This window comes from Pantoea sp. B566 (genome assembly GCF_024793925.1).
GTDB lineage: Bacteria > Pseudomonadota > Gammaproteobacteria > Enterobacterales > Enterobacteriaceae > Pantoea > Pantoea ananatis.
This window is the reverse complement of record NZ_JANUQL010000003.1, coordinates 24928-46240: the sequence shown is the minus strand read 5'-3', so window position 1 is coordinate 46240 and position 21313 is coordinate 24928. Positions and strand designations below refer to the sequence as shown.

The 21313-nt window shown below is 52.4% G+C and carries 23 protein-coding genes; 12 read left to right on the top strand and 11 right to left on the bottom strand.

All coding sequences use genetic code 11. The features are described 5' to 3' along the window. Positions 1-107: 107 nt before the first annotated feature. Positions 108-455 carry an HNH nuclease YajD gene (gene yajD / locus NYE92_RS01925; RefSeq protein ID WP_013025496.1) on the bottom strand — a complete coding sequence of 116 codons (348 nt, stop codon included), beginning with the start codon at positions 453-455 and terminating at the stop codon, positions 108-110. Between the two features lie 451 nt (positions 456-906). Here yajD and NYE92_RS01920 point away from each other — a divergent pair, with 451 nt between their 5' ends. The 3 genes from NYE92_RS01920 (at position 907) to NYE92_RS01910 (ending at position 2483) form a co-directional block, all read left to right on the top strand. Next, a complete protein-coding gene (locus NYE92_RS01920) occupies positions 907-1302 on the top strand; it encodes a VOC family protein (protein ID WP_013025495.1) in 396 nt (131 codons plus the stop codon). 145 nt (positions 1303-1447) lie between these two features. Beyond that, positions 1448-1924, top strand: coding sequence for a bifunctional diaminohydroxyphosphoribosylaminopyrimidine deaminase/5-amino-6-(5-phosphoribosylamino)uracil reductase RibD (locus tag NYE92_RS01915; RefSeq protein ID WP_015700482.1), 477 nt, complete (start codon positions 1448-1450; stop codon positions 1922-1924). Positions 1925-2234: 310 nt separating this feature from the next. Further along, positions 2235-2483: a DUF2543 family protein gene (locus NYE92_RS01910; protein ID WP_013025493.1), complete on the top strand. Its 249-nt coding sequence runs from the start codon at positions 2235-2237 to the stop codon at positions 2481-2483. A 59-nt stretch (positions 2484-2542) separates the two neighbouring features. On the opposite strand, the gene NYE92_RS01905 is transcribed toward NYE92_RS01910, so the two are convergent. The 3 genes from NYE92_RS01905 to NYE92_RS01895 all read right to left on the bottom strand — a co-directional run bounded on the left by NYE92_RS01905 (position 2543) and on the right by NYE92_RS01895 (position 6152). Next, complete coding sequence (locus NYE92_RS01905) at positions 2543-4126, bottom strand: APC family permease (protein WP_015700483.1); 1584 nt, start codon at positions 4124-4126, stop codon at positions 2543-2545. A gap of 719 nt (positions 4127-4845) precedes the next feature. Beyond that, positions 4846-5175 carry a DHCW motif cupin fold protein gene (locus NYE92_RS01900; protein ID WP_013025491.1) on the bottom strand — a complete coding sequence of 110 codons (330 nt, stop codon included), beginning with the start codon at positions 5173-5175 and terminating at the stop codon, positions 4846-4848. Then, the gene (locus tag NYE92_RS01895) at positions 5172-6152 is read right to left on the bottom strand and encodes a D-2-hydroxyacid dehydrogenase family protein (protein WP_029568690.1); all 981 of its coding nucleotides are present in this window, start codon (positions 6150-6152) and stop codon (positions 5172-5174) included. Before NYE92_RS01895 ends, NYE92_RS01900 begins: the two co-directional genes overlap by 4 nt. A 284-nt stretch (positions 6153-6436) precedes the next feature. Between NYE92_RS01895 and NYE92_RS01890 the strand changes: the two genes are divergently transcribed. The 4 genes from NYE92_RS01890 to NYE92_RS01875 are packed head-to-tail and all read left to right on the top strand — an operon-like array spanning position 6437 to position 8933. After that, positions 6437-7015 (top strand): cytochrome b, encoded by a 579-nt coding sequence (locus NYE92_RS01890; RefSeq protein WP_013025489.1) that lies wholly within the window; start codon positions 6437-6439, stop codon positions 7013-7015. Between the two features lie 13 nt (positions 7016-7028). Next, positions 7029-7580 carry a tetratricopeptide repeat protein gene (locus tag NYE92_RS01885; RefSeq protein ID WP_029568689.1) on the top strand — a complete coding sequence of 184 codons (552 nt, stop codon included), beginning with the start codon at positions 7029-7031 and terminating at the stop codon, positions 7578-7580. Further along, on the top strand, positions 7561-8118 hold the full coding sequence (locus NYE92_RS01880; RefSeq protein WP_014606046.1) for a sigma-70 family RNA polymerase sigma factor: 558 nt from the start codon (positions 7561-7563) through the stop codon (positions 8116-8118). The genes NYE92_RS01885 and NYE92_RS01880 overlap by 20 nt, the downstream gene beginning before the upstream one ends. Then, complete coding sequence (locus tag NYE92_RS01875; protein ID WP_128392162.1) at positions 8115-8933, top strand: anti-sigma factor; 819 nt, start codon at positions 8115-8117, stop codon at positions 8931-8933. Before NYE92_RS01880 ends, NYE92_RS01875 begins: the two co-directional genes overlap by 4 nt. 15 nt (positions 8934-8948) lie before the next feature. Here the strand turns inward: NYE92_RS01875 and NYE92_RS01870 are convergent, their stop codons facing one another. From NYE92_RS01870 to NYE92_RS01855, 4 genes are all read right to left on the bottom strand, one after another. Then, positions 8949-9524: a YceI family protein gene (locus NYE92_RS01870; protein WP_028715033.1), complete on the bottom strand. Its 576-nt coding sequence runs from the start codon at positions 9522-9524 to the stop codon at positions 8949-8951. Between the two features lie 377 nt (positions 9525-9901). Beyond that, positions 9902-11022 (bottom strand): IS3 family transposase gene (locus NYE92_RS01865; RefSeq protein WP_085980269.1). Its coding sequence is split into 2 segments (ribosomal slippage): positions 9902-10764 and positions 10764-11022, totalling 1122 coding nucleotides; the frame shifts between segments, so codons are not numbered across the junction. 354 nt (positions 11023-11376) lie between these two features. After that, entirely contained in the window at positions 11377-11910 is a 534-nt protein-coding gene (locus tag NYE92_RS01860) for a GNAT family N-acetyltransferase (RefSeq protein ID WP_013025476.1), read from the bottom strand. A gap of 199 nt (positions 11911-12109) precedes the next feature. Next, a complete protein-coding gene (locus NYE92_RS01855) occupies positions 12110-12712 on the bottom strand; it encodes a site-specific integrase (protein WP_015701127.1) in 603 nt (200 codons plus the stop codon). A gap of 459 nt (positions 12713-13171) precedes the next feature. Between NYE92_RS01855 and NYE92_RS01850 the strand changes: the two genes are divergently transcribed. Next, on the top strand, positions 13172-14824 hold the full coding sequence (locus NYE92_RS01850) for a methyl-accepting chemotaxis protein (RefSeq protein ID WP_014606060.1): 1653 nt from the start codon (positions 13172-13174) through the stop codon (positions 14822-14824). A gap of 630 nt (positions 14825-15454) precedes the next feature. Further along, positions 15455-15727, top strand: a complete 273-nt coding sequence (locus NYE92_RS01845) for a hypothetical protein (RefSeq protein WP_024471858.1) — start codon at positions 15455-15457, stop codon at positions 15725-15727. Between the two features lie 390 nt (positions 15728-16117). On the opposite strand, the gene NYE92_RS01840 is transcribed toward NYE92_RS01845, so the two are convergent. Beyond that, positions 16118-16690, bottom strand: coding sequence for a TetR/AcrR family transcriptional regulator (locus tag NYE92_RS01840; RefSeq protein WP_013025473.1), 573 nt, complete (start codon positions 16688-16690; stop codon positions 16118-16120). Positions 16691-16818: 128 nt separating this feature from the next. Between NYE92_RS01840 and NYE92_RS01835 the strand changes: the two genes are divergently transcribed. Further along, positions 16819-18228 (top strand): amidase, encoded by a 1410-nt coding sequence (locus NYE92_RS01835; RefSeq protein ID WP_259018444.1) that lies wholly within the window; start codon positions 16819-16821, stop codon positions 18226-18228. Positions 18229-18338: 110 nt separating this feature from the next. Here NYE92_RS01835 and NYE92_RS23255 read toward each other — a convergent pair whose 3' ends face one another. After that, positions 18339-18521 carry a hypothetical protein gene (locus NYE92_RS23255; protein WP_110287061.1) on the bottom strand — a complete coding sequence of 61 codons (183 nt, stop codon included), beginning with the start codon at positions 18519-18521 and terminating at the stop codon, positions 18339-18341. 144 nt (positions 18522-18665) lie between these two features. Here NYE92_RS23255 and NYE92_RS01830 point away from each other — a divergent pair, with 144 nt between their 5' ends. Then, positions 18666-19184 (top strand): dihydroxy-acid dehydratase, encoded by a 519-nt coding sequence (locus tag NYE92_RS01830; protein ID WP_309600954.1) that lies wholly within the window; start codon positions 18666-18668, stop codon positions 19182-19184. Between the two features lie 138 nt (positions 19185-19322). Here NYE92_RS01830 and NYE92_RS01825 read toward each other — a convergent pair whose 3' ends face one another. Further along, positions 19323-19703, bottom strand: a complete 381-nt coding sequence (locus NYE92_RS01825) for a hypothetical protein (protein ID WP_024471859.1) — start codon at positions 19701-19703, stop codon at positions 19323-19325. A gap of 215 nt (positions 19704-19918) precedes the next feature. Between NYE92_RS01825 and NYE92_RS01820 the strand changes: the two genes are divergently transcribed. Next, complete coding sequence (locus tag NYE92_RS01820) at positions 19919-20767, top strand: helix-turn-helix domain-containing protein (RefSeq protein WP_014593501.1); 849 nt, start codon at positions 19919-19921, stop codon at positions 20765-20767. The last annotated feature ends 546 nt before the right edge of the window (positions 20768-21313 follow it).

Below are 21313 nucleotides of genomic sequence, written 5' to 3'. Positions count from 1 at the left end.
CTAACACTCGGCAGGCCGCCTCTCTCCTGCCCTGTTCCAAACGCTGCCAGATGTCAGCACCTGCTATCGTCATGCAGAAAGACAAGACGCAACAGGATGGCCTGCGGTTATTTCTTTTTGGTGAGCATCGACTTTAGATCGGCAAAGGGATTGTAGGTGGCGGCCCCCACATCATCCTGCGCATCCTCGCCAGCCACAACGGAGGTGCCGTACTGATCGGCTTCCGTATACTTTGAGTGTTCATGATCATGGCAGTACAGGCACAGCAGCTCCCAGTTACTGCCGTCTGGCGGATTATTGGTGTGGTCGTGATCGATGTGGTGAACCGTTAATTCCCGCAGGTTTGAATAAACAAACTCCCGCGAGCATCGCCCACAAACCCACGGATAGATTTTTAATGCTTTTTCACGATAGCCACTTTCCAGCCGCGAGTAGTTTTTGGGGATCAGAGCCATGACCGACGTTACCTGTATGATGAGATTTTTTCACTTGTGATTGCAGCAGGCTAACCTGCTTATCGGATGACTTCAAGTTGTATGCTGGGTCCGTTTTTTGCCCGTTTTTCCCGCCGCCTACCTGTTCCGTTCAGCGCTAAAGCCAGAAGCACATTTCCTGTCTGTTGAGCAATGCCTGGGTGCGATGACGTTATGCGTGCTGGATAAAGGGACAGGACCAGAAGCAGGTAACCAGGCCCCCTTGTCGGCCTGTTAAAATGCCAAGCCTGCCCTGAATGCTTTCACCTGTTCCGACACAAAACGTGCATGTTATTCTGAACAGACATGCATTGTAAGCATTTCGCTTAACGTCAGCCTTCCAGCTTTGGAGCGTCCCAGACAGAATAAAAAATTCGTTCATGATTTCAGGCCTTCTCTAAAGCCGTTTTCCCTTTGAATTTATGGAGCAGAAATGAGAACGCAGAAACGTTGCATAGGTTATATCGCCATTGTGGTTGATGACTACGATCGGGCTATTGAGTATTACACTGACAAGCTGGGCTTTATTCTTGTTGAGGACACACCGCAGCCGGGTAAACGTTGGGTGGTCGTCACGCCGAATCCGGAAAGCGATTGTCATCTCCTCCTGGCACGCGCCTCAAATGACCGCCAGGAAAGCTTTATTGGTAATCAATGCGGCGGCAGAGTGTTCCTGTTCCTGCAGAGCAATGATTTCTGGCACGACTACCAAGCCATGAAAGCGAAAGGTGTGACGTTTTGTGAGGAACCACGAGAGGAAGAGTATGGGCTGGTTGTGGTATTTGAAGACCTCTATGGTAACCGTTGGGATCTTTACCAGAACAGGTAAACCAAAACGACAGGCCTGTAAAACAGGAAACAGAGGTTCACAAATAAGGGCTGCCATCTGCCCTTGTGATGTGATTACCCATACTCAATGCGGTGGTTCAGTTTCCTTAATCGCTGGACATCGATGACAGGGGCCATAAATATGGATGTCTTCTGATCCCAGAGCTTCAGCAGATAAAGGCATTATGGAAGAAAAGCTAAAATTTATGATGTTGGCGCTTGAGTACTCCCGCCAGGCATTACCCGAATGCAGACCCAATCCCCCTGTCGGATGCGTGATCGTTCATGACGGCGAGGTTGTTGCTAAGGGGTTTACACAACCGCCAGGCCAACACCATGCTGAGATCGACGCGATCGCAAAACTTACCTTCCCCATTAGCGAATGTGAAATATATGTCACGCTTGAGCCCTGCTCTTTTCAGGGCAGAACGCCTTCGTGTGCTTTAACAATTGCAGAGCTAAAGCCAAAACATATTTATATTGCCATGGACGATCCGCACCCGAAGAACAGGGGAGCGGGACGCACTATTTTAAAAAAGGCAGGCATCAGCTTTACATCGGGCATCGGAAAGCAGGCGGTCGAGAAATTTCTTTTCCCCTATCTGGACACGTCTTCTTCATAAACATCACTTTTATCGCCGCATTGGGATCTCCGCGGGACGTTATCCCATCATCATCCCGACATTTTCGTCGTGATGGCACTTACCGCCCGGCCAGAACGGCCCGGCTTTGCCAGTAGCCAATAATCTGTTCTGTGGGCACGCGCAGCTCACTCTGGTTAATGCATGAACGGGCAAATAAGCGGATGCCCGCACGCTTGTTAATTTTCCCGCCCCCCGCCGCTGACTGGCAGAAAAATCGCGAGATGAATGTTATGATTAACCCATTCTATTCAGTCACAAAAGACACAGGTGCAAACCCTGAGGGCAAGATATGAACAACGAAGTCTCACTGAAATACTATGACATTGCCGATGAGTATTCGTCAGAAACGGAAACGCCGGTAAGCGAATCCGAGCGTGACGCCCTGGCACACTATTTCCAGTTGCTGATTGGCCGTTTAATGAATAACGAAGAAATCAGTGAAGAAGCGCAGAAAGAGATGGCCGTTGAAGCGGGCATTAATGAACAACGCATTGATGAGATCGCCACCTTCCTGAATCAGTGGGGCAACGAAGACTAATTCCGGTAAACGCTGCCGCTAAAGCACCTGTGCCGGAGCACAGGTGCAGGCGATAAACACTATACCGCGTGTTGGCTAAAGGATGCGGATTCCGCTTCCTCATCGGTAATGTTGGGTTGAGAAAAGCTCGCTTTAACGCCCCAAAAGTAGCAGGCCAGAGACGCGACAATAATGAGGATCATGTCGAGTGGTGCGTCAATCATACCGCTTCCGCCATAGGTACCCAGCATAGAAACCACCATGACCGCGATGTAATAAGCCAGCAGCCACCAGGCGCACTGCAAATCCTGACTGAACTGGTTGCTCTTTTTGCCAAAGATCGCGTAAGCGACCCAGGCAACAATCAGAATCGGAATGAGGATCTCATTAACAGACCAGCCGCTCCAGTAAATCAAAAGCGTACTGGCAACAAACGCCAGCGGGCTGAGAACCGCCGCAACGGGCAGACGAAACGGACGCTGCATTTCGGGCAGGTGTTGACGAAAAGCGCCCAGGGTTATCGGGCCGGGCATGTAAGTAAAAACGGTTGCCGACGTCACCGCGCCGATTAAACCGCCCCAGACCTGAAACTCGGAAGGCAATGTCCAGGCGATGGCCAGCAGCAACGACAGCCACAATGCACCACGCGGTACGCCAGATTTTGCATCCACTTTGCCAAACACTTTAAACAGATGGCCATTACGCGCCCAGGCAAACAGCACGCGCGCGGCGCCGGCCAGGTAGATGTTGCCGGTCCCGGCCGGGGAAATCACCGCGTCGATAAGAATCAGGTTAATCAACCAGGTCAGCCCCAGGCTGCGCGCCAGATCGGCATAGGGAGACTGGAATATCTGCTTCAGCCCTGCCCAGCCATGTTGTGACAGCAAATCGGTCGGTACCGCCCCCATGAACGCATACTGCAGGGCCAGGTAAATCACGAAGCTGACAGCAATGGCAATACCGATTGCCAGCGGCACGTTGCGCTGTGGATTTTTAGCTTCACTGGCAAAATCAACCGCCTGACGAAAGCCAAGATAGGCAAAGACGATCCCTGCCCCCGTCAGTGAGCTGAAAACGCCATGAGCCCCACCCGGCGGTGAAGGTGGAACATCAAGGTTCGGCGCATGGAAGTAAAGCAGAAGTGTCACGATGGTCAGCAACGGCACGATAAATTTGAAGGTGGTGACAATCGTGTTCACCCGTCCAAAGAAGCTGACGCTCCAGTAGTTGAGCAGAAAAAACACCACCAGCAGCCCAATCTGCACGCCAAACCCTAACCCCGTTGGGCTGCCGTCCTCATGCCCCAGTGCGGGCCACCAGTAGATCGCATACTGACGAACGGCCTCAACTTCCACCCCTGCGGTGCTGGTATAGGCCAGCAGCGAGCTGACACCAATCACGAAACCAACGATGTTGCCGTGCGAATAATTGGGATAGCGAACAAAACCGCCGGCGCGCGGTAGCGCCGAGGACAGCTCGGCGTAAACCAGGCCAATCATCAGAACGATCACGGCACCCAGTACCCATGCCCAGCCGGTATGGCTGCCCGCATAGCCAGAACTGTTAAGGGCGGCATATAACCAGCCCGAACCGATCATTGAGCCGATGCCAAGTAATGACAGATCGACCAACCCTAATTTCTTTTTAAGCCCCGTAGATGCCATGCTATGCCCCTGTCTGATTATTGGATGTTGTAGGTGGGAATAAAGCATATTGTGTGCCAGCAATATTTTGCTGTCGTAATAGTTTATGTAAGAAACATTCCAGATCACATAACCTGCCAGATAAGGGTTTCAGGAATCCGTTTCAACAGAAATATAAAATATCCGTCGGCATGAGCAGCGATGTTAAGCATGAGATCAGGGTGCAACGCGCACTGCAATGATCCAGAAAATATATAGCGACGCTATTTGAAACATTCCGTCACCAGTGCAAAAGTTGTGACATATATTCAGGGGACAGGTCGTTAGCATCGCCTTTAGTCAGTTGAATGACGCCACGCAAAATAACGCGACGTGAGTTTCCCCGTCATCCCTTTGCTGTCAGGGCCTGCGTTGCAGTGATGGAGGAGCATCAAGGTGTAAAGCAGACTGCGTAAAAATGCGGATGAGGTTGGCCTTTTTCACCTGACACCCGATATTTCAATGCGTTTTCCCATCGGATGTTTTATGAATAAAAAAAGAAAATTAAAAAAGAGAGGGGTCATCAGACATTCAGCGTAATGATGCTGCTGCGCCCTGTGTTAATGATTACGGCAATAAGAAATCATCGTCTGAAAAAGGTGCCCTCTGTCTCCTTGCTTTTTTTAGTCCAAGTATCAGCAGAAGCACCCTATATTCAACTGATGGCTATCCGTTGCGGTAACCGCTTTTTTATACTGCCATCAGTCCACAATAAACAGCGTCGCCCCTTCTCTGGTGGTTGATCGATGAGCTTCGGCATCGTCGGCAACCTGATAACTCACGCCCGGCGTTAATACAAACGTGCGTCCATCGTCCAGCTCTGTGACCATTTCGCCTTTCAGGCACAGAAGAATATGCCCTTTTATACACCAGTGATCGGCCACGTAGCCGGGGGAATAGTCAACCATTCTGACTCTGATATCGCCAAACTTTGCCACGCGCCAGAGCGCAAACCCGCTATCACCCGGATGCCGTTCTGCCTCTATCTGTGCCCAGTCTGTTATCCCGAAAGGGATATTTTCCATTTTCATTTTTCATGCTCCCTAAGAGATTCAGGATTGATTACATGGCTTCGGTCACCGTCGAAAAAGCGCACCACGTTTTCGAACGCGGTGCCGAAATACAGGCTGTAGCTGTCCTTCTCGACATAGCCGATGTGCGGCGTGCAGAGCACGTTGGGCAGTGATAACAGCGGATGCGCGGGATCGGATACCGGCTCCTGCTCATAAACGTCCAGAGCGGCAAAACCCGGGCGGCCCTGGCGCAGCGCACTCAGCAGCGCATCGGCGGCCACCAGCTCAGCCCGGCTGGTGTTGACGAACAATGCATCGGGCTTCATCTGCACCAGATCGTCGCGCGTGATATTGCCCTCGGTTGCTGCCACTAAGCGCTGATGAACGGTTATCACGTCGCTGGAGGCAAAAAAAACCTCACGGCTGGCAGGCACTATCACTCCCTCCTGCTGCGCTTCCTGCCTGGCACGATCGCTGCCCCAGACCTGCACCCGCATACCAAATGCCTTTGCATAAGCCGCAATCCGCTTGCCAATTTTACCGTAGCCCAGGATCCCCAGCGTCTGGTTACTCACTCCCTGCCCCAGTTCTGCCTGCCAGTGACCGGCGCGCATGGCGTTAACGGCCTGAACGAACTTTCTGCGGGCTGCCATAATCAGCAGCCACGTCAGTTCAGCCGGTGCAACGGGCGAGCCGACGCCCTCGACAATTGCCACACCCGCCCGTGAGCAGGCCGCAATATCGATATTGCGGGCGACCTTACCGGTCTGGCTGATAAGCTTTAGTTGCGGCGTGCGCTGTAAAAAGGCCTCGTCAATGGTGGTGCGCTCACGGATCAGGATCAAGGCCTGAGCCGTCGCCAGCGCCTGTTCTGCATCAGGATCCAGGCTGATATCCCCAACAGCGGTACAGGTAAATTGGGGATGGCATTGCAGGCAGTCGAGGCCTGCCGTGGCCTGATGATAATCGTCGGGAATACAAACCTGTATCGTCATGGGATCGCGCGCCTTAAGAATGGAGTTGGCTTGTTACCGTCGGCTGAATAACCGCCCTACATCATTAAAACAGCCTCTCGGTTACGTCAATGTCCTTGTGCAGGATGCGCGCCATGCCGCCCGAGGCAGTGCGAAGTGTGCGCCGGACGATGTCATTCGCACCTCAGCGCTTGTTCACCCTTTCCCCGTCACTTATCTCGCTCTAAAACATCGCAAAAAAAGTCGAATAAAAATCCGCATACGCACGTTCACTCATCATAAACCTGAAGGAGAGAACGAAAGCCATGATTCACACACAACCCAAGAAACCCCGACAGCGCTACGACGGAATGACCCTGGCGCTGCACTGGATTACCGCGGCCAGCGTCATCTTTTTGTTTGCCAGTGCGCACATCTGGGAATGGCTGGAGCGCGGAACACCGCTCCGGAAAGGCTTACAGTCAGTGCATATTTCCTGCGGGATCGTGCTGGCGCTGGTCATGGTGATCCGTCCGGTCTGGCGGTTAATGAGCCAACGTTCGCCGCGTTACGCGATGCCCGCTGCCGCCGTTTCACGTCCGGCGAAATTCCTTTCTCACTGCGTTCACGGTGCGCTCTATCTGCTGCTGTTCACGCAAATTGTGCTGGGCTTTATGTTTCGCTGGGCGCAGCAGGAACCCTTTGGCTTTTTTGGCCTGTTCGATCTGAGCGGATGGGTGCATGTCGATCCTCTGCTCAAACATGCTCTGGGTGAATTACACAACAATGTCGCCTGGGCGTTAATTATTCTGGCCGCGTTCCATGCTCTGGCCGCCCTGTTCCATCACTATTTTCTCCGCGATAACGTGCTGCGCCGCATGCTGCCCGTTCGCCTCTTTCGTTAACTGGAGCACTACCATGAAAAACACCGCTTCACTGCTGCGTATCCCAGGCCGTAAGCTGCTGGTTCCGGCCCTGCTGTTCGTTATCCACGTCGCCCCGGCACTGGCCGCAGGCGATGACAGCACCAACAGTAAAATTCCGGACTGTCCGCGCGGGCAGGTTTACGACAGCAAGACCAAACAGTGTGTTTCCGACAAAACGGCGCGCCTGAGTGACGAAGACAAGACAAACTATGCCTATCATCTGGCGAAGAAAGGCGACTATCAGGCCGCGCTTACCCTGCTGGATAGTCTGAAACAGCCCGACACCGCAGAAGCCTGGAATTACCGGGGTTATGCCACCCGAAAACTCGGGCGTACCGACGAAGGGATCGGGTATTATCAACGCTCGCTAGCGCTTAACCCGCGCTATGCGAAAGTGCGCGAATACCTGGGCGAAGCGTGGCTGATTAAGGGCCGTCCCGACCTGGCAAAAGTGCAGTTGAAAACCATCGCCAGCCTGTGCGGTACAGGATGCGAAGAGTATCGTGATTTGCAGGCCGCCATTAATGGTCATCCGGAATCCTGATACCTACGATGAGGACAGTCACATCACGACCAGCGAAGTTCGCCAGCAGCTTGCTGCCCATCTGACGCGCCTGTGGCGCTACGGGCTGGTGCTGTCCCGAAACCACGACGTTGCTGAAGAACTCGTGCAGTCTACATGCGTACGCGCGCTCGAAAAGAGCGCGCAGTTTACGCCGGGTACCCGGATAGATCGCTGGCTGTTCTCGATCCTTCACTCTATCTGGATTTCCGACCTGCGCGCCCGCCGCGTGCGGTTAGGACAGGGCTTTGTTGAAAGTGAGGAACTGCTGGCGCCTGACACGCGGGAACGTGATGATGAACGCCTGCATTTTCAGAAAATCATGCAGCGCGTCAGCGCATTGCCAGAAGCCCAGCGCAATACCGTCTTTCTCGTCTATGTTGAAGGATTTACCTATCAGGAAGCCGCAGAGACGCTGGCCGTACCCATCGGCACCATTATGAGCCGGCTGGCAACCGCGCGTTCGGCGCTGGCAAAATCGTTTGATGCTCAGGCTTCTGCGCAGGAGAAACGCTCATGAACACGCTACGCTTTGCGCCCCCCTTCAGCGACGAAGCGCTGGTGGCCTGGCTGGATGGCGAAATGAACCCTGATGACGCACGCAGGCTCGAATTACTGCTGGAAACCGATGCTGAACTGGCTGAACGCATCGATGAACTGATGAAAAGCCAGCTCGACTTTGACACGGCCTTTGCGCCCTTACTGGATAAGGCCCCGGAAGCAAAAATGCAGCGCCGGCTCGACGCGTTGTTAAACGCGCCAGCGCAGGCACCCGCCGCCGATGTTGTCGCTACCGAGACATCGGGCATTAGCCGTCGTTCGCTGATTGCAGCCTCGCTGAGTTTTCTGATGATCGGTTCAGGCCTCGGCTACCTCGCCCGCCCGGCTAAAACCAGGCTGAGCGAGAGCGAGAAGATTCGCGATCTCGAAGCCCAGTACATGTCGCTTTACAGCGCAGAAACGCTGCTGGATGCGGATAACTCCCCTGCCGCGTTACAGCATGGCCTGGCCCGCACCGCGCAGGATATTGGCCTGCATCTCAATACGCAGCAGCTTTCCCTGCCGGATGCAGAGCTGAAGATGGTGCGCATGTTGCGCTATGACAGCACATCTATCGCGCAAATTGCGTGGATCCATGCGGAATATGGCCCGATGGCGCTATGCATTTCGCCGGACGCCCAGCCTGCCTCAACCGGGCTTCAGCGCGAACAGCGCCATGATATGCGCCTGGTCTGGTGGCACCACGGCGGCTATCAGTTTGTCCTGATTGGCCGCAACCCGGACGAAGCACTGGCAAGCAGCGCCAGCGCCCTGAAAAACGCCCTTAGCGCTTAACGGCGTGGGGCGCTTTCAAGGCACATGACTGGCCTCTGCCTGAATATCAATCTTGATCGTCACCGTATCATCCACCAACGCGGTGAAGCGATCCATATGGTAGGCCGAGCGGGAAATCGTGGTCATGGCATGTAGCACGATCCGTTCATCGCGTTGCGCCGTGCGGTCGTGCTCTTCCATCGTGGCTTCCAGAATGACCGGTCGCTGAACGTCTTTTACCGACAATGAGCCAAAAATCCTGAAATTGCCGTTGCCCTGCGCCACGATCCGGCTGCTGGTAAAGACGATATTGGGATAACGGGGAGCATCAAAAAACATGCTGCTTTTTAACTGATACGTCAGCAGGTTGTTGGACGCGATAAGCGTGGTGACCGGAATAGTGACCTTCACACGATTATCCATTTCATTTGCCGGATTCAGCGCAACCTCGCCGGTTACGCCCGTTAATTTCGCATGCGAAATACCGCCAAATGCGTGCCATGACAGCCCTATCGCGGTGTCAGGTGTGGAAATCGTGTAGTAAAGTGAAGCCGCGTGGGATAACGGATTCAGCAGCAGCCCAGCAACCAGAACAGATACAGCGCGCGTCATAACGGGATTCTCCAGTAAACAGACAACGCATTAACGCGCCAGGTAGCAACTTTATTCGATTAATACTTACAGTTATATAACATTTGAACGGATGTGGATCCCGCCTCATCGCTTTGATGTGGAAGCGGGTAGCTTGTGCGGCTCAGACAGACTCGGGATGCCGGGTGCAGATGATGTTTTGCGGGTGCGGCCTGATGACCGGCATTCTGCTTGTAGCGTTCTGGAAAACGGTTTTGTCTGCTGTCAGCCTTGAAATAAGACTGTCTGCTTCTGGCACAAAGCAGATCAGCATGTCGGGTCCGCAATAAGTGACAAGCAGACAATCACCGTTTTTTACACTAGATAACGTGACCAGCCCCCAGTATTAGATACAACCTTCAGTTAGTAATGTCGGTGGGTTTTTCTTCATGTTTCCCGTTTCGCCAGCCTGCTGCAAATTCAGATGGCGTCTGATAATTCAGCGATGAATGAGGTCTGGACTCGTTATAGTCCTGCCGCCAGTCATTAATGATTTTCCGGGCATGAAGAACATCGCTGAACCAGTGCTCATTCAGGCATTCATCCCGAAAGCGACCGTTAAAACTCTCAATAAATCCGTTTTGAGTTGGCTTGCCTGGCTGGATTAAGCGCAGCTCAACACTATGTTCAAAGGCCCATTGATCCAGCGCGCGGCAGGTAAATTCCGGACCATGATCGGTTCTTATTGTCGCAGGATATCCACGAAACAGCGCAATGCTGTCCAGAATCCGCGTGACCTGAACACCTGAAATCCCGAAAGCGGCTGTGATCGTCAGACACTCTTTCGTGAAATCATCCACACAGGTCAGGCACTTAATCCGGCGGCCGCTGGCAAGTGCATCCATGACAAAATCCATTGACCATGTCATGTTCGGCGCATCCGGGCGGAGAAGCGGAAGCCGTTCAGTCGCCAGACCCTTACGGCGGCACCTGCGTTTTACACACAGACCGTTAAGGTGATAGATGCGGTAAACCCGCTTATGGTTGACGTGAAGGCCCTCCCGGCGCAATAACTGCCAGATCCGCCGGTAACCAAATCGCCGGCGTTCAAGTGCCAGCTCTGTGATCCGTAGAGACAGTTGCGCGTCAGCAGCAGGACGCTGGGCCGAATAACGGCAGGTTGAAAGTGACAGACCAGCCAGACTGCAGGCACGGCGTTGCGACAGACCCATTGCCTCACACATGACCTCCACGGCTTCCCGCTTCTGGTCTGTCGTCAGTACTTTCGCCCCAGAGCCACCTGAAGTGCCTCCTTATCCAGCATGGCTTCGGCAAGGAGCTTCTTGAGGCGGGCGTTCTCCTCTTCAAGCGACTTGAGCCGCTTCACTTCGGGAACTTCCATGCCGCCGAACTTCTTGCGCCAGGAGTAAAAGGTGGCATCTGAAATGGCATGCTTGCGACAGAGTTCCCGGGCCGAAACCCCGTCTTCTGCCTCGCGGAGAATACTGATGATCTGTTCGTCGGAAAATCGCTTCTTCATGGGGATGTCCTCATGTGGCTTATGAAGACATTACTAACATCACGGTGTATTAATCAACGGGGAGCAGGTCAAACTGACCTGCTCCCTGTAAACTAACCTACCATGATGCAAGCAGCGTCCGCTCCTGGCACAGAGCGGACAGGCTAATTGAGCTAAGGTCCGCTATGAGCGAGGAGCGGCCGTTTGGGGTGTTCACAGCAGGTGGAAATTTTACTTACACAGCCGTGTTGGGGTTAACGGGAACCGATCAAGACATAAAATTGCCCGTTCGTTCCTTACACTAACTGAACAGGTAATCGGTAAGCAGGCCGAAAGCGGTGTCGATTTTAGAGAGAAAAGGCATTGGCTAATTTTTCAGCAAGCAGATACCAGAAGCTGACCGGCATTTTTCCAGCTGATTCTGAATACCGGGGCATGATCTGATGAAGGCATATCGGATAATGTTCTCTCCACAATGGTGCCCCCGAGGCGCTGATAAAAAGCTGTTGCCTGGGTGTTATCTTCAAACACCCATAAATAGAGCGGTGACTCATCATCCCTGCTCTTGACCCATTCGGCTGCGCGACAGAGAAGTTGTTTTCCTACACCGTGACCACGTAGTGAAGAGCTTACATGCAGGCTGTCTATATAACAGCCCCACTGCGCGTCATAGTGGAGCTTAATACATATGAAGCCTTCAACCTTTCCATCATATTCAGCTACAAACACTGTTTCGCTTTCATTGCTCTGATTCAGTGCTGAGCGCCAGTGTGAAAGTCGATCTTTCTGCGCCTGATTTTCAAGGAAATCCGCAGACATCACTTTCGTGTAGGTATCTCTCCATCCGGCGGTGTGTAGATGTGCTATTGCATCGGCATCACTGTGCTGAGCCTGTCTTAAGTGAATCACTGTTACCTCTCACAAACGCAATGGCGTTTCATGTTAGCAAAATCACATTCAGTCGAAAATCAGCTTACCAGGTTCAAACCATACATCACATCTTGCGCAAGGATGAAAATGAATCTGGAAAACTCATGGTGACAGAATGCTTACCTCATACGTAAATGTCCGCTTCTGGCACAGGGCTGCTGTTGCAGCCCTGACAAACTTAGACTTCAATCGATTCAGAAATCTCTAACGCATCATCGACTTCAATACCCAGATAACGGACCGTGCTTTCCAGTTTCTTATGACCTAACAGGAGTTGAATCACACGAAGATTCTTAGTTTTCTTGTAGATCAGGTAAGGTTTTGTTCTTCTCATGGAATGTGTACTGTAAAGAGAATCTTCGAGACCAATTTTTGCTACCCACCCATGAAAAATTCGGTTGTATTGCCGGGGTGATATGTGTTGGTTAATACCGACCCGAGATCGGAACAGGTAGTCTTTACTGCGTAAATTGCCAAGCTTTATCAATGCAGAAACAGCCTCTCTTGTCCCTTTGGTTATCTCAAATTGGACAGGGCTGCCGGTTTTCTGTTGTAGCACCGTAGCTCTGCTTGAAACAGAGCTACCATATGCAACATCAGATACTTTGAGTTTTACCAGATCACAGCCTCGAAGCTTACTATCCAGGGCCATATTGAACAGAGCCAAATCGCGCGTTTTACCTTCCAGTTCAAGCCTGATTCGGATCCCCCAGATATGAGATATCTGAAGTGGTCTTTTTTGGCCGATGATACGGTCTTTGTTCCACGGTGATGTGTTCATACTCAAATCTCCTGAAATGTGGGTGATCTGAGTATGGCTGTCCCTCATGAGCGAGAAACGGTCATTCAGGCTATCCAATCAACGGCCAGAGTTTAGAGCCCATTGCCAAAAATGAGACTTCTCTCTGCAGGTGATCCATTTACGGAAACGCAGGACTTGCACCAATAAAATGAGAGTTGGATCTGAGCTGCCTGTATTATTCTTTCTGAAGTTTCCTTCTTGAGAAGGCTTCTGTTGGAGTGCACAACCCCGTGCTTGCCCTTCGCAATGAGTGGATTGCTTCCTTGATGTACTCATCTGACCTCCACCTTGCCTCATGAACCTTTTCTGAAAATTGCCGATAAAACATTCACCGCAATCAAATCATGCGGCTCTGTACACATTACTTATCTTTCCTTTAAGGGAAGTATATTTCGTCAGCACCATGCATGAATGCTGACGCCTACACCAGGAATAAATATGAACAACATTAGAATCGGAGTGCGTCTCGGTATCACCTTCGGGTTTATGGCGCTCCTTGTTATGTTTATGGTGCTCATCGGCATCGTAAAAATTAATGCTCTCGGTAATGCCAATGATGACATATCAGGAAGTCTTTACACCAAAGCCTCCACTTCTCTGTCGATCCGTTACTACACATCAGATATGAGCCGGCTTGCGCGTAATGCGATTCTCCTTAAAGACGTTGCAAAAAGGGAAAAAGCCATCAGCGATTATCGCGGCGAAAGACATGAAGTTGACAGTCTTCTCAGTCTTATTGGTAAGCAGGTGAATACGCCCCAGGGAAGCGAAATTTTCACCCGCCTCAAGGCCCGTGCAGAACTTTTTCTGCCTTTCATTGATGAGGTGGTGGCACTTGCCCAACAGGGAAAAAGCGATGATGCCACCCAACTCCTGTTTGGCCCCCGTTACCAGACTCAGGGAGACTTTATGGCGTCGCTGAAAGAGATGCAGACCTTCCAGGAGGCCCGAATGAGCTCTGCCGCTGCGCAGGCTCGCGCCGACCGTTCGGGTGCGCTGATGATGTTAGTTGTTGCCGGCGTGGTTGCGCTGTTGCTGGCCGCGGTATCTGCCTGGGTTATCACCCGGAGTATCACGCGGCCACTTAATGTGGCCGTTGAGGCCGCCCGCCGGGTGGCGCGCGGCGACCTTACTGGTACCGTCACTGCAGATCGTAAAGACGAAACAGGCATACTGCTGTCTGCCATCAGTGACATGCAGGCTTCGCTGATTAACACGGTCAGCCTCGTGAGAAGCAATGCAGAAAGCGTGGCATCCGCCAGTACCCAGATTGCCCAGGGCAACACAGACCTGTCGCAGCGTACCGAGGAGCAGGCCAGTGCCCTTGAACAAACATCAGCGACCATGACGCAGCTCGGCGTGACGGTAAAAAACAACGCAGACAATGCCCGTCAGGCCGGCCAGCTTGCTGTAAGCGTTCGGGACGTGGCAAATAAAGGCAACGAGGCCACCACGGCCATTACCGGCACAATGAAATCTATCAGCGAAAGCTCCGGCCGTATCGCTGAAATCACCGCCGTCATTGACGGCATAGCTTTTCAGACCAACATTCTGGCGCTGAACGCCGCAGTGGAAGCCGCCCGTGCCGGCGAGCACGGCCGGGGATTTGCGGTGGTGGCAAGCGAGGTCAGGTCACTGGCACAGAGAAGCGCTTCGGCTGCGGGTGAGATTCGGCAGCTGATTGCAGCCAATGCTGATACTGTGGGACAGGGTAATGCACTGGTGATTCACGCGTCTGAAACGATGTCAGGAATTCTCTCCGCCGTAGGAAAGCTCACAGACACTGTTGAAGAAATCAACTCCGCCAGTGCCGAGCAGGCTCGTGGGATTGAGCAGGTAGGCATTGCCGTTACGGAGATGGACACGACGACACAGCAGAATGCTGCACTGGTTGAAGAGTCGGCCTCCGCTGCTTCAAGCCTCAGGGAGCAGGCGGAACGGCTTCTACAGGCTGTGTCTGTGTTCAGTCTGAGTGGCCCTTCTGCGCTTTCCGTTGCTCATGTGCCCGCCACGGTTGTAAAGCCGGGTTTTAAAACCGCAGCTGTAAAAACCCGCGCGGAAGACGAAGACGGAAGCTGGACGCATTTCTGATCGGTGTACAACGCCTGCTGCTGACGTGATGCAGTTAAGACTGAATGCTTTCGATAAAATGGTTAAATTTCTCCGGCTCGCCGGAGAAATATCAGAGGCATAAAGATGTTAACCGGACAAAATTACACGTCATTAATGCATTCAGATCCCAGCTAAGTCCGCTTCTGGCACAAAGCGGACAGGCTGACTGAGCTGAAGGTCCGCTTTGAGCTGTGAATTCAACCGATGAACGCACACATGCATAACGCCTCTGATGAACAGAGCGCTGAACTGTGCTGAATTTATCAGGGTTCAGGAAGCAGACTGAAGATCACCGAAAAAGAGACGTCATTTTACTAAAAAAAGAGTCATTCGGCCTGCTCTCCCGAACTTAATCCTAATCCTAAATACGAGGTATCACATGTTCGTCAGGACGTCATGCCTTCCGCTTATTAATATTTACTTACCGTAATTAACTAAAGGCGTCATCAAACTGTCATCAAAAAATCTTTGAATAACCGAGGCGCATCTGGGTTTCACCTTCCAGGCAACCCGCTGTGTTCCTACAAGTTTTTGTGATTACGTTTCTCAATTCGCTGAGCGCTGTCAGGGCAATCAGCCTTCTGTTTTCTTAAGCTGAGAGGAATCGTTATGCCTGTATCTGTTATAAAATACGCAGTTAAAACCGCCGCGTTAGCAGCGATCGTACTGGCTGGCCTGCAGGGCGTTTCGTTCGCAAATGATCTGCCTTCTCGCACGACTTTAGGGCCCGATTCAGTTAAAGAAATGTCCGCTCAAAAAGCAAACGCCTCCACTAATGAAAGCGCTACCAAACTGGCCGCGTGGCATCACCATCTGGAGATTAATCCGGGTTGTAATGATCCCTCTTCAGGTCTTGGTTGCACCGACGATGACAATGCATAACGCGTAAAAGCTGCAGGCACCGTTTACAGATGCGGTGTCTGCACTGAGAGGAAGAGATAAAAAGTACCGTCATCCAGACTGCTATTCATTCAGGCACTGGAGCATGAGGCATGTAAAGCCTCTTACAAAGTAAAGGCTGGCGTCGCGTGCTGGTTACTGCCCTGCCGACCCGGCCATTCCTGCCGGTTTCTTTGCAGGGTCTTGCCAGATACCCGTTTACCTGTAGAGGGTCAGAGGCGTCGTGAGTTTGAACCTCCTCCGTTCACGGGAATTCGCGGATAACAGATAAACCCGATGCGGTGTCATTCCTCTCAATATAAATATCCGGAGCTGCATAGACGAAAGACTGACCTTATTCAATGCGCCAGTCAGTTACGTTTTTTCAGAATTTTATCTCTCAGCTGCGGGTAGCAGACCTGCAAGCCTGTATCCCTCAATAAGCTCATCAAAAAGCTGAATATTGTTCCGGCTTCTGGCCATTAGCTGTGCGCCGGCGATGGCAGAAAAAATGGCACCGGCACGCATTCTGCTGTCTTCTGACGCAGTGATCCCCGCTTCCAGTAGCTGCCCTGCCAGCCAGTCGATATTGACGTCCGCAAACTTTTGCACCTCAACTTTGACAGGTTCAGGCAGATCATCATATTCCGCCGACATGAAACTTCCCATACAAAGTCGGTTTCCGCTTTCCAGCGAACGGCGAAATATTTGTGGATAGCGGCTCAGACTCCTGAGCGCATCGCCTTCCGCATCCCTCAATACGTCCAGGTCACGCGCCGTATCCTCCCAATAACGCTGGGCCACCGCCGCACCCAGCTCGGCCTTGCTGGGGAAATGATAGTAAATGCTTGCCGCTTTAATCCCCACTTCATCTGCCAGTCCGCGGATATTCAAACCTGTATAACCATGCGCCTGCGCCGCCAGACGGGCTGCGTTCAGAATTTCGTCGCGGGATGTTTTGCTCATTATGTCACTCCTCCAGAAGCCAGAACCCCAATTCTAACATTTGTTAGGTAGGTATTGACAGCGTCATTTTACAGGACTAGAGTTTACCTACCAACTGTTAGGTAGGCTATTAACCAAGAGGATTTATCATGAGCAAAGAAATTTATTACTCAGACGCGACTCACCTGGCCAGAATGATCCGTAACCGCGACGTTTCTCCCGTTGAGGTGATGCAAGCGCATCTTGATCGGATTGCCGCCACTAACCCGGACGTCAATGCTGTTGTAACAGTGGCAGAGGATGCCCTGAAGCAGGCTGCCGCTGCCGAAGCCGCCGTGATGAAGGGTGAGAAACTGGGCCCGCTTCACGGCGTTCCTTTTACCGTAAAGGACTCCATCGATACGGCAGGTGTGCTGACTCAGCGTGGTTCACCTATTTTCAAAGGCCGTCGTCCTGACGAAGACGCAACCAGCGTGGCTCGTCTTAAAAAAGCAGGCGGCATCCTGCTGGCTAAGACGAACCTGCCGGAATTTTCATACTGGATTGAAAGCGACAACCTGCTGTCCGGGCGCTCTAATAACCCATGGGACCTGACCCGGACGCCCGGCGGCTCCAGTGGCGGTGAGTCTGCCGCGATTGCCGCAGGCATGTCTCCGCTGGGACTTGGCACGGATTTGGCCATCTCGGTACGAGGCCCTGCGGCGCAGACCGGCATCACTTCCATGAAAGCCACGCACGGCAGCGTGCCCATGACAGGCATCTGGCCGCGTGCGCCCCGCCGCTTCTGGCATGTTGGCCCTATGGCCCGCTCAGTTCGCGATATTGCCCTGGCATTCTCGCAGCTTTCGGGACCGGATGGTCACGACGCATTCTCCAGCGCTGCGCCCGTTCATTCTGACGGGCTGCCGTTTGTAGCATCGCGTCCGCTGCGAATTGGCTGGATGACCGGCCCGGGCTTTGGGCCGGTTGATCCGGACGTTAACGCCATCGTGAAGGCGGCTGCGGAAGCGCTAAAAGCACCGGGCGTCGTTGTGGAGCATGTCGGCATTCCTGCACTGGAGAAGGACTTTGCGCTGGATGTGTTTAACCGGCTCCACGTCATGGAAATGAAGCCCGCCTTTGCGGCGGCCACGGCCGGTCGCCAGCCTGATGAGATCTATAAAATGGCGAAAACCATGCTGTCGTTACCTGATACACCGATGTCTGCTTATATTGATGCAGAGCAGGCCGCCGAACGATTGCGTGACGGCTTCGCGGAATACTTTTCACGCTACGATGCGCTTATCACGCATGTACTCCCCATCCCGGCACATAAACACGGCGTGGACAGGTTTGTTATTGACGGTCAGGACGTTGATGCCACTTATCTGCAAGGTGCCACGGTGCCGCTTAACGTCACAGGGTTGCCTGGCGTAGCGTTGCCGTTTGGTAAGAGTCGTGAAGGCTTGCCGATTAACGTGCAGATCGTCGGCAAATGGCATGATGAGCACGTCATTCTCCATATTGCCTCTCTGCTGGAAGCAGTGAGCCCTGTGAAAGGTTCTCATCCGTCACTGTAACAAGGATCGTGCCCCACGAACCCCGTGGGGCATGTAAGATCGTCGCTCACGTCTCAGCATGGAGCTTAACCCGTTGCTCCACATTTCCTTCATGGCGCACGCAATTACCGCTAATGACCGTCGGCAACCCACCCAGAAGCACTGTCGATCAACCGCTTCAGAGCTGACGAAATGTTCTGCTGATTCCAGGCCAGCCCGGTTTCGAGGTCAGGCGCCTCGCCTTGTAACTGCAGGTAAAGTACGCCGTGACGTTGCAGGTTTCTTAGCGATGCAGTAACCCGCGCTATTCCCATCCCTGCTGAAACGAGGTCTGCATGGTCACTGCCTGACCATCACCGGTGCAGCCTGGCAGAGGAGCTGGCGGATATTCCAGCACAACCGCAGCCTGATAAGAACGTCATCCTGCCGCTTCAGGCCCCCTCTATAAAGAAGGCCACCTGGCAATACTTAAGGGTAATCTGGCCCCTGACGGGGCGGTCGCAAAAATCAGCGGCCTGAAGATGCCCGCCATCACCGGTCCGGCGCGCGTCGCAAAGCAGGCGATCCTTGAGGATCGGATACAGCCTGGTGATGTGCTGGTGCTGGGATATTTAGGACCCAAAGGGGGGCCGGGGATGCCCGAAATGCTCTCCCCGACAGCGGCCCTGGTGGGCAAAGGATTGGGAGAGAGCGTTGGCCTGATCACTAACGGCCGCTTCTCTGGTGGCACCAAGGAAATGGTGGTCGGTCATGTCGCACCGGAAACTTTTGTAGACAGAACCCTTGCCTTGGTGGAGGAAGGCGACGCCATCACTATTGATGCCCATCGGCAACTGCTGCAACTGAGTGTCGATGAGGCGCTACTGCAGGAAAGAAGAAACCGCTGGAGCCCACCAGCGCCACGTTACACAAGAGGTGTGCTTGCGAAGTTTGCCCAAATGGCGATTCCGGCTTCCAGGGGCGCGTGTAACGGATAAACGTACCGGATTACGCTGTTTACTGACAATGGTCGAGGTATGTCAGTAATCAGCAGTCCGGGGAGCCCTAGCCAGCCCCTGCTTTGATAGCGATGTTGTCGTCGTGGTCTCTTTTACTGGGATACTTTTCTGCTTTACCTAAAGCAATGTTTTTGCGGTTGCTAAAGCCTCTTCTTTAGAAGCGGCCATCAATAAAGGATAGCCCCAAAATTTTTCATAAATAATGGCGAAAGGTCTGGCTGCAGCCCTTTTTACAGTGTTGGGTTCAATCAGGATTGACGCTTTAACAAAGGCTTTTAATTCATTTTTATGCGCTTTCATCCAGCGGGTTGTCATCTTCATCTCATCGGCGGAATGCTCATGTTTGCTTTCAGTAAAGCCTTCACCGCTAAGCAGTACGAAGGGTGTTTTGCGGGCGAGTAACGCTTCGAATTCATTAAATGCGGGGGCAGCCGAATCCTTTCCAGGAGCATTCATTTTTATCCATACAACGGGAAAATCGGCATCGTCAATTTGCATAGTCATAATCCTGTGAATCGGTTGATTAAGATTTTCAGCCCTCCTGATGCAGCGCTGAAAAATGGCCGCTTCGGTAGCATGACGCGCAACGCACCAGGCAACCGCCAGCCCTGTTAAATGAAATTATCTGAATCCCTTTTAGACTGCATTGCGAATGTTGGTCATAATATTATTCAAAATTGCCAAATGCTGCTTTCAAAACCAAGGTTGAATACATGTCCCGGCTATCTTCTCTGAATGCTGTTGCTTTGCCTGATATTGACAGTATCCCTCGCCCCATCTTTGCACTGAGCGCATCCATGATTTCAAATGGCTGGGAACATGAAACACACCAACATCGTAAGTCGCAATTGCTCTATTCAGTCCGTGGTGTGCTCAATTGTGAGGTCGACGAGGGGATGTGGATTGTTCCACCTCAATGTGCAGTCTGGATACCGGGCAACATGCCACATTCAGCACGGGGTTCTGGAAATACAGAATGTTACTGTCTGTTTATTGAACCTGAGGCGATACCCGCGCTTCCAAAAACCTGCTGTACACTCTCCGTAAACCCACTCCTGCGCGAGTTGTTGCTTAAAGCTGCGGGGTTACCGCGGCTTTATCCGACAGAGGGACCGGAAAGCCGCTTGATAGCAACCCTTCTTGATGAATTATCAGCGGCACCAGTAGAAGATTTGCATCTGCCAATGCCACGCGATCGAAGGCTGCGACAGCTTGCTGAAAAGCTACTGGCCGAACCTGCTGATAAATCCTCTTTGGGCGAATGGGCCCATCGCATCGGTATGAGTGAAAGAACCATGAGCCGACTGATGCTGCAGGAGATCGGAATGAGTTTTGGTCATTGGCGTCGGCAGTTACATGTCATCCTTTCACTTCAACGGCTAACCCGTGGGGAGAGTGTTCAGACAGTCGCGCTGGAACTTGGCTATGAGAACGCCAGCGGATTCATCACCATGTTTCGAAAAGCAGTAGGCAAGCCGCCCGCTCGCTACCTTTTCGAAAGAACAGAGAAGGCAACAGGCGGAGCTTCGGGCATTATGCCCGGCAAAATTTATTTGGATTAAAGGCACTGCCGGATCCGTCATCCATTGCACGCTCTGTTCGTAGACGGTAAAGCCGTTACCCTTATTTCTGCACTGACAGCGCTGCCTTGCGTTAACCGGTCATCCCCTGCGCGATGCTATCGGTATGAGGCGGGCGCTGACGGAAGACGCCGGGCAATAACAATCCATAATGCCAAGAAACATTCCGGCAGCATCTCTGACTTCTTTTTAAACATACCTCCCGTCGCAATTCAAGACAGTGTTGAAGCACCTGAGGGGAACGATCCTGGATGGGTATTGCTTATCATCCGGCAGCACGTAAGACGAAAAAGATTCGCACTGTCAGCGCCATTACCTTACCGACAGTGCGTAAAAGAACCGACTTTTCTGCAGCAACGTTAATATTCCCCCCTTTTAAGCTGCCTGTCTGACAGGCACTCATCCCTTAATTGTCCGGAACGATTGCCCGAGTGTGCCCGCGTTTTCTGTCGTTAAATCTGTCTTTACCCTGATGTAAAGAAAACAGGCAACTTTTGGCTGAAATGAAAAATTTTATGTCTGTGTTTC

Excerpts from the sequence above, each read along its gene's own strand:
- yajD (WP_013025496.1), bottom strand. The coding sequence starts at position 455 with ATGGCTCTGATCCCCAAAAACTACTCGCGGCTGGAAAGTGGCTATCGT.
- NYE92_RS01845 (WP_024471858.1), top strand. The coding sequence starts at position 15,455 with ATGCCTGTATCTGTTATAAAATACGCAGTTAAAACCGCCGCGTTAGCA.
- NYE92_RS01850 (WP_014606060.1), top strand. The coding sequence starts at position 13,172 with ATGAACAACATTAGAATCGGAGTGCGTCTCGGTATCACCTTCGGGTTT.
- NYE92_RS01875 (WP_128392162.1), top strand. The coding sequence starts at position 8,115 with ATGAACACGCTACGCTTTGCGCCCCCCTTCAGCGACGAAGCGCTGGTG.
- NYE92_RS01870 (WP_028715033.1), bottom strand. The coding sequence starts at position 9,524 with ATGACGCGCGCTGTATCTGTTCTGGTTGCTGGGCTGCTGCTGAATCCG.
- NYE92_RS01840 (WP_013025473.1), bottom strand. The coding sequence starts at position 16,690 with ATGAGCAAAACATCCCGCGACGAAATTCTGAACGCAGCCCGTCTGGCG.
- NYE92_RS01890 (WP_013025489.1), top strand. The coding sequence starts at position 6,437 with ATGATTCACACACAACCCAAGAAACCCCGACAGCGCTACGACGGAATG.
- NYE92_RS01820 (WP_014593501.1), top strand. The coding sequence starts at position 19,919 with ATGTCCCGGCTATCTTCTCTGAATGCTGTTGCTTTGCCTGATATTGAC.
- NYE92_RS01880 (WP_014606046.1), top strand. The coding sequence starts at position 7,561 with ATGGTCATCCGGAATCCTGATACCTACGATGAGGACAGTCACATCACG.
- NYE92_RS01905 (WP_015700483.1), bottom strand. The coding sequence starts at position 4,126 with ATGGCATCTACGGGGCTTAAAAAGAAATTAGGGTTGGTCGATCTGTCA.
- NYE92_RS01915 (WP_015700482.1), top strand. The coding sequence starts at position 1,448 with ATGTCTTCTGATCCCAGAGCTTCAGCAGATAAAGGCATTATGGAAGAA.
- NYE92_RS01885 (WP_029568689.1), top strand. The coding sequence starts at position 7,029 with ATGAAAAACACCGCTTCACTGCTGCGTATCCCAGGCCGTAAGCTGCTG.
- NYE92_RS01910 (WP_013025493.1), top strand. The coding sequence starts at position 2,235 with ATGAACAACGAAGTCTCACTGAAATACTATGACATTGCCGATGAGTAT.
- NYE92_RS23255 (WP_110287061.1), bottom strand. The coding sequence starts at position 18,521 with ATGGGAATAGCGCGGGTTACTGCATCGCTAAGAAACCTGCAACGTCAC.
- NYE92_RS01920 (WP_013025495.1), top strand. The coding sequence starts at position 907 with ATGAGAACGCAGAAACGTTGCATAGGTTATATCGCCATTGTGGTTGAT.
- NYE92_RS01835 (WP_259018444.1), top strand. The coding sequence starts at position 16,819 with ATGAGCAAAGAAATTTATTACTCAGACGCGACTCACCTGGCCAGAATG.
- NYE92_RS01825 (WP_024471859.1), bottom strand. The coding sequence starts at position 19,703 with ATGCAAATTGACGATGCCGATTTTCCCGTTGTATGGATAAAAATGAAT.
- NYE92_RS01900 (WP_013025491.1), bottom strand. The coding sequence starts at position 5,175 with ATGAAAATGGAAAATATCCCTTTCGGGATAACAGACTGGGCACAGATA.
- NYE92_RS01855 (WP_015701127.1), bottom strand. The coding sequence starts at position 12,712 with ATGAACACATCACCGTGGAACAAAGACCGTATCATCGGCCAAAAAAGA.
- NYE92_RS01895 (WP_029568690.1), bottom strand. The coding sequence starts at position 6,152 with ATGACGATACAGGTTTGTATTCCCGACGATTATCATCAGGCCACGGCA.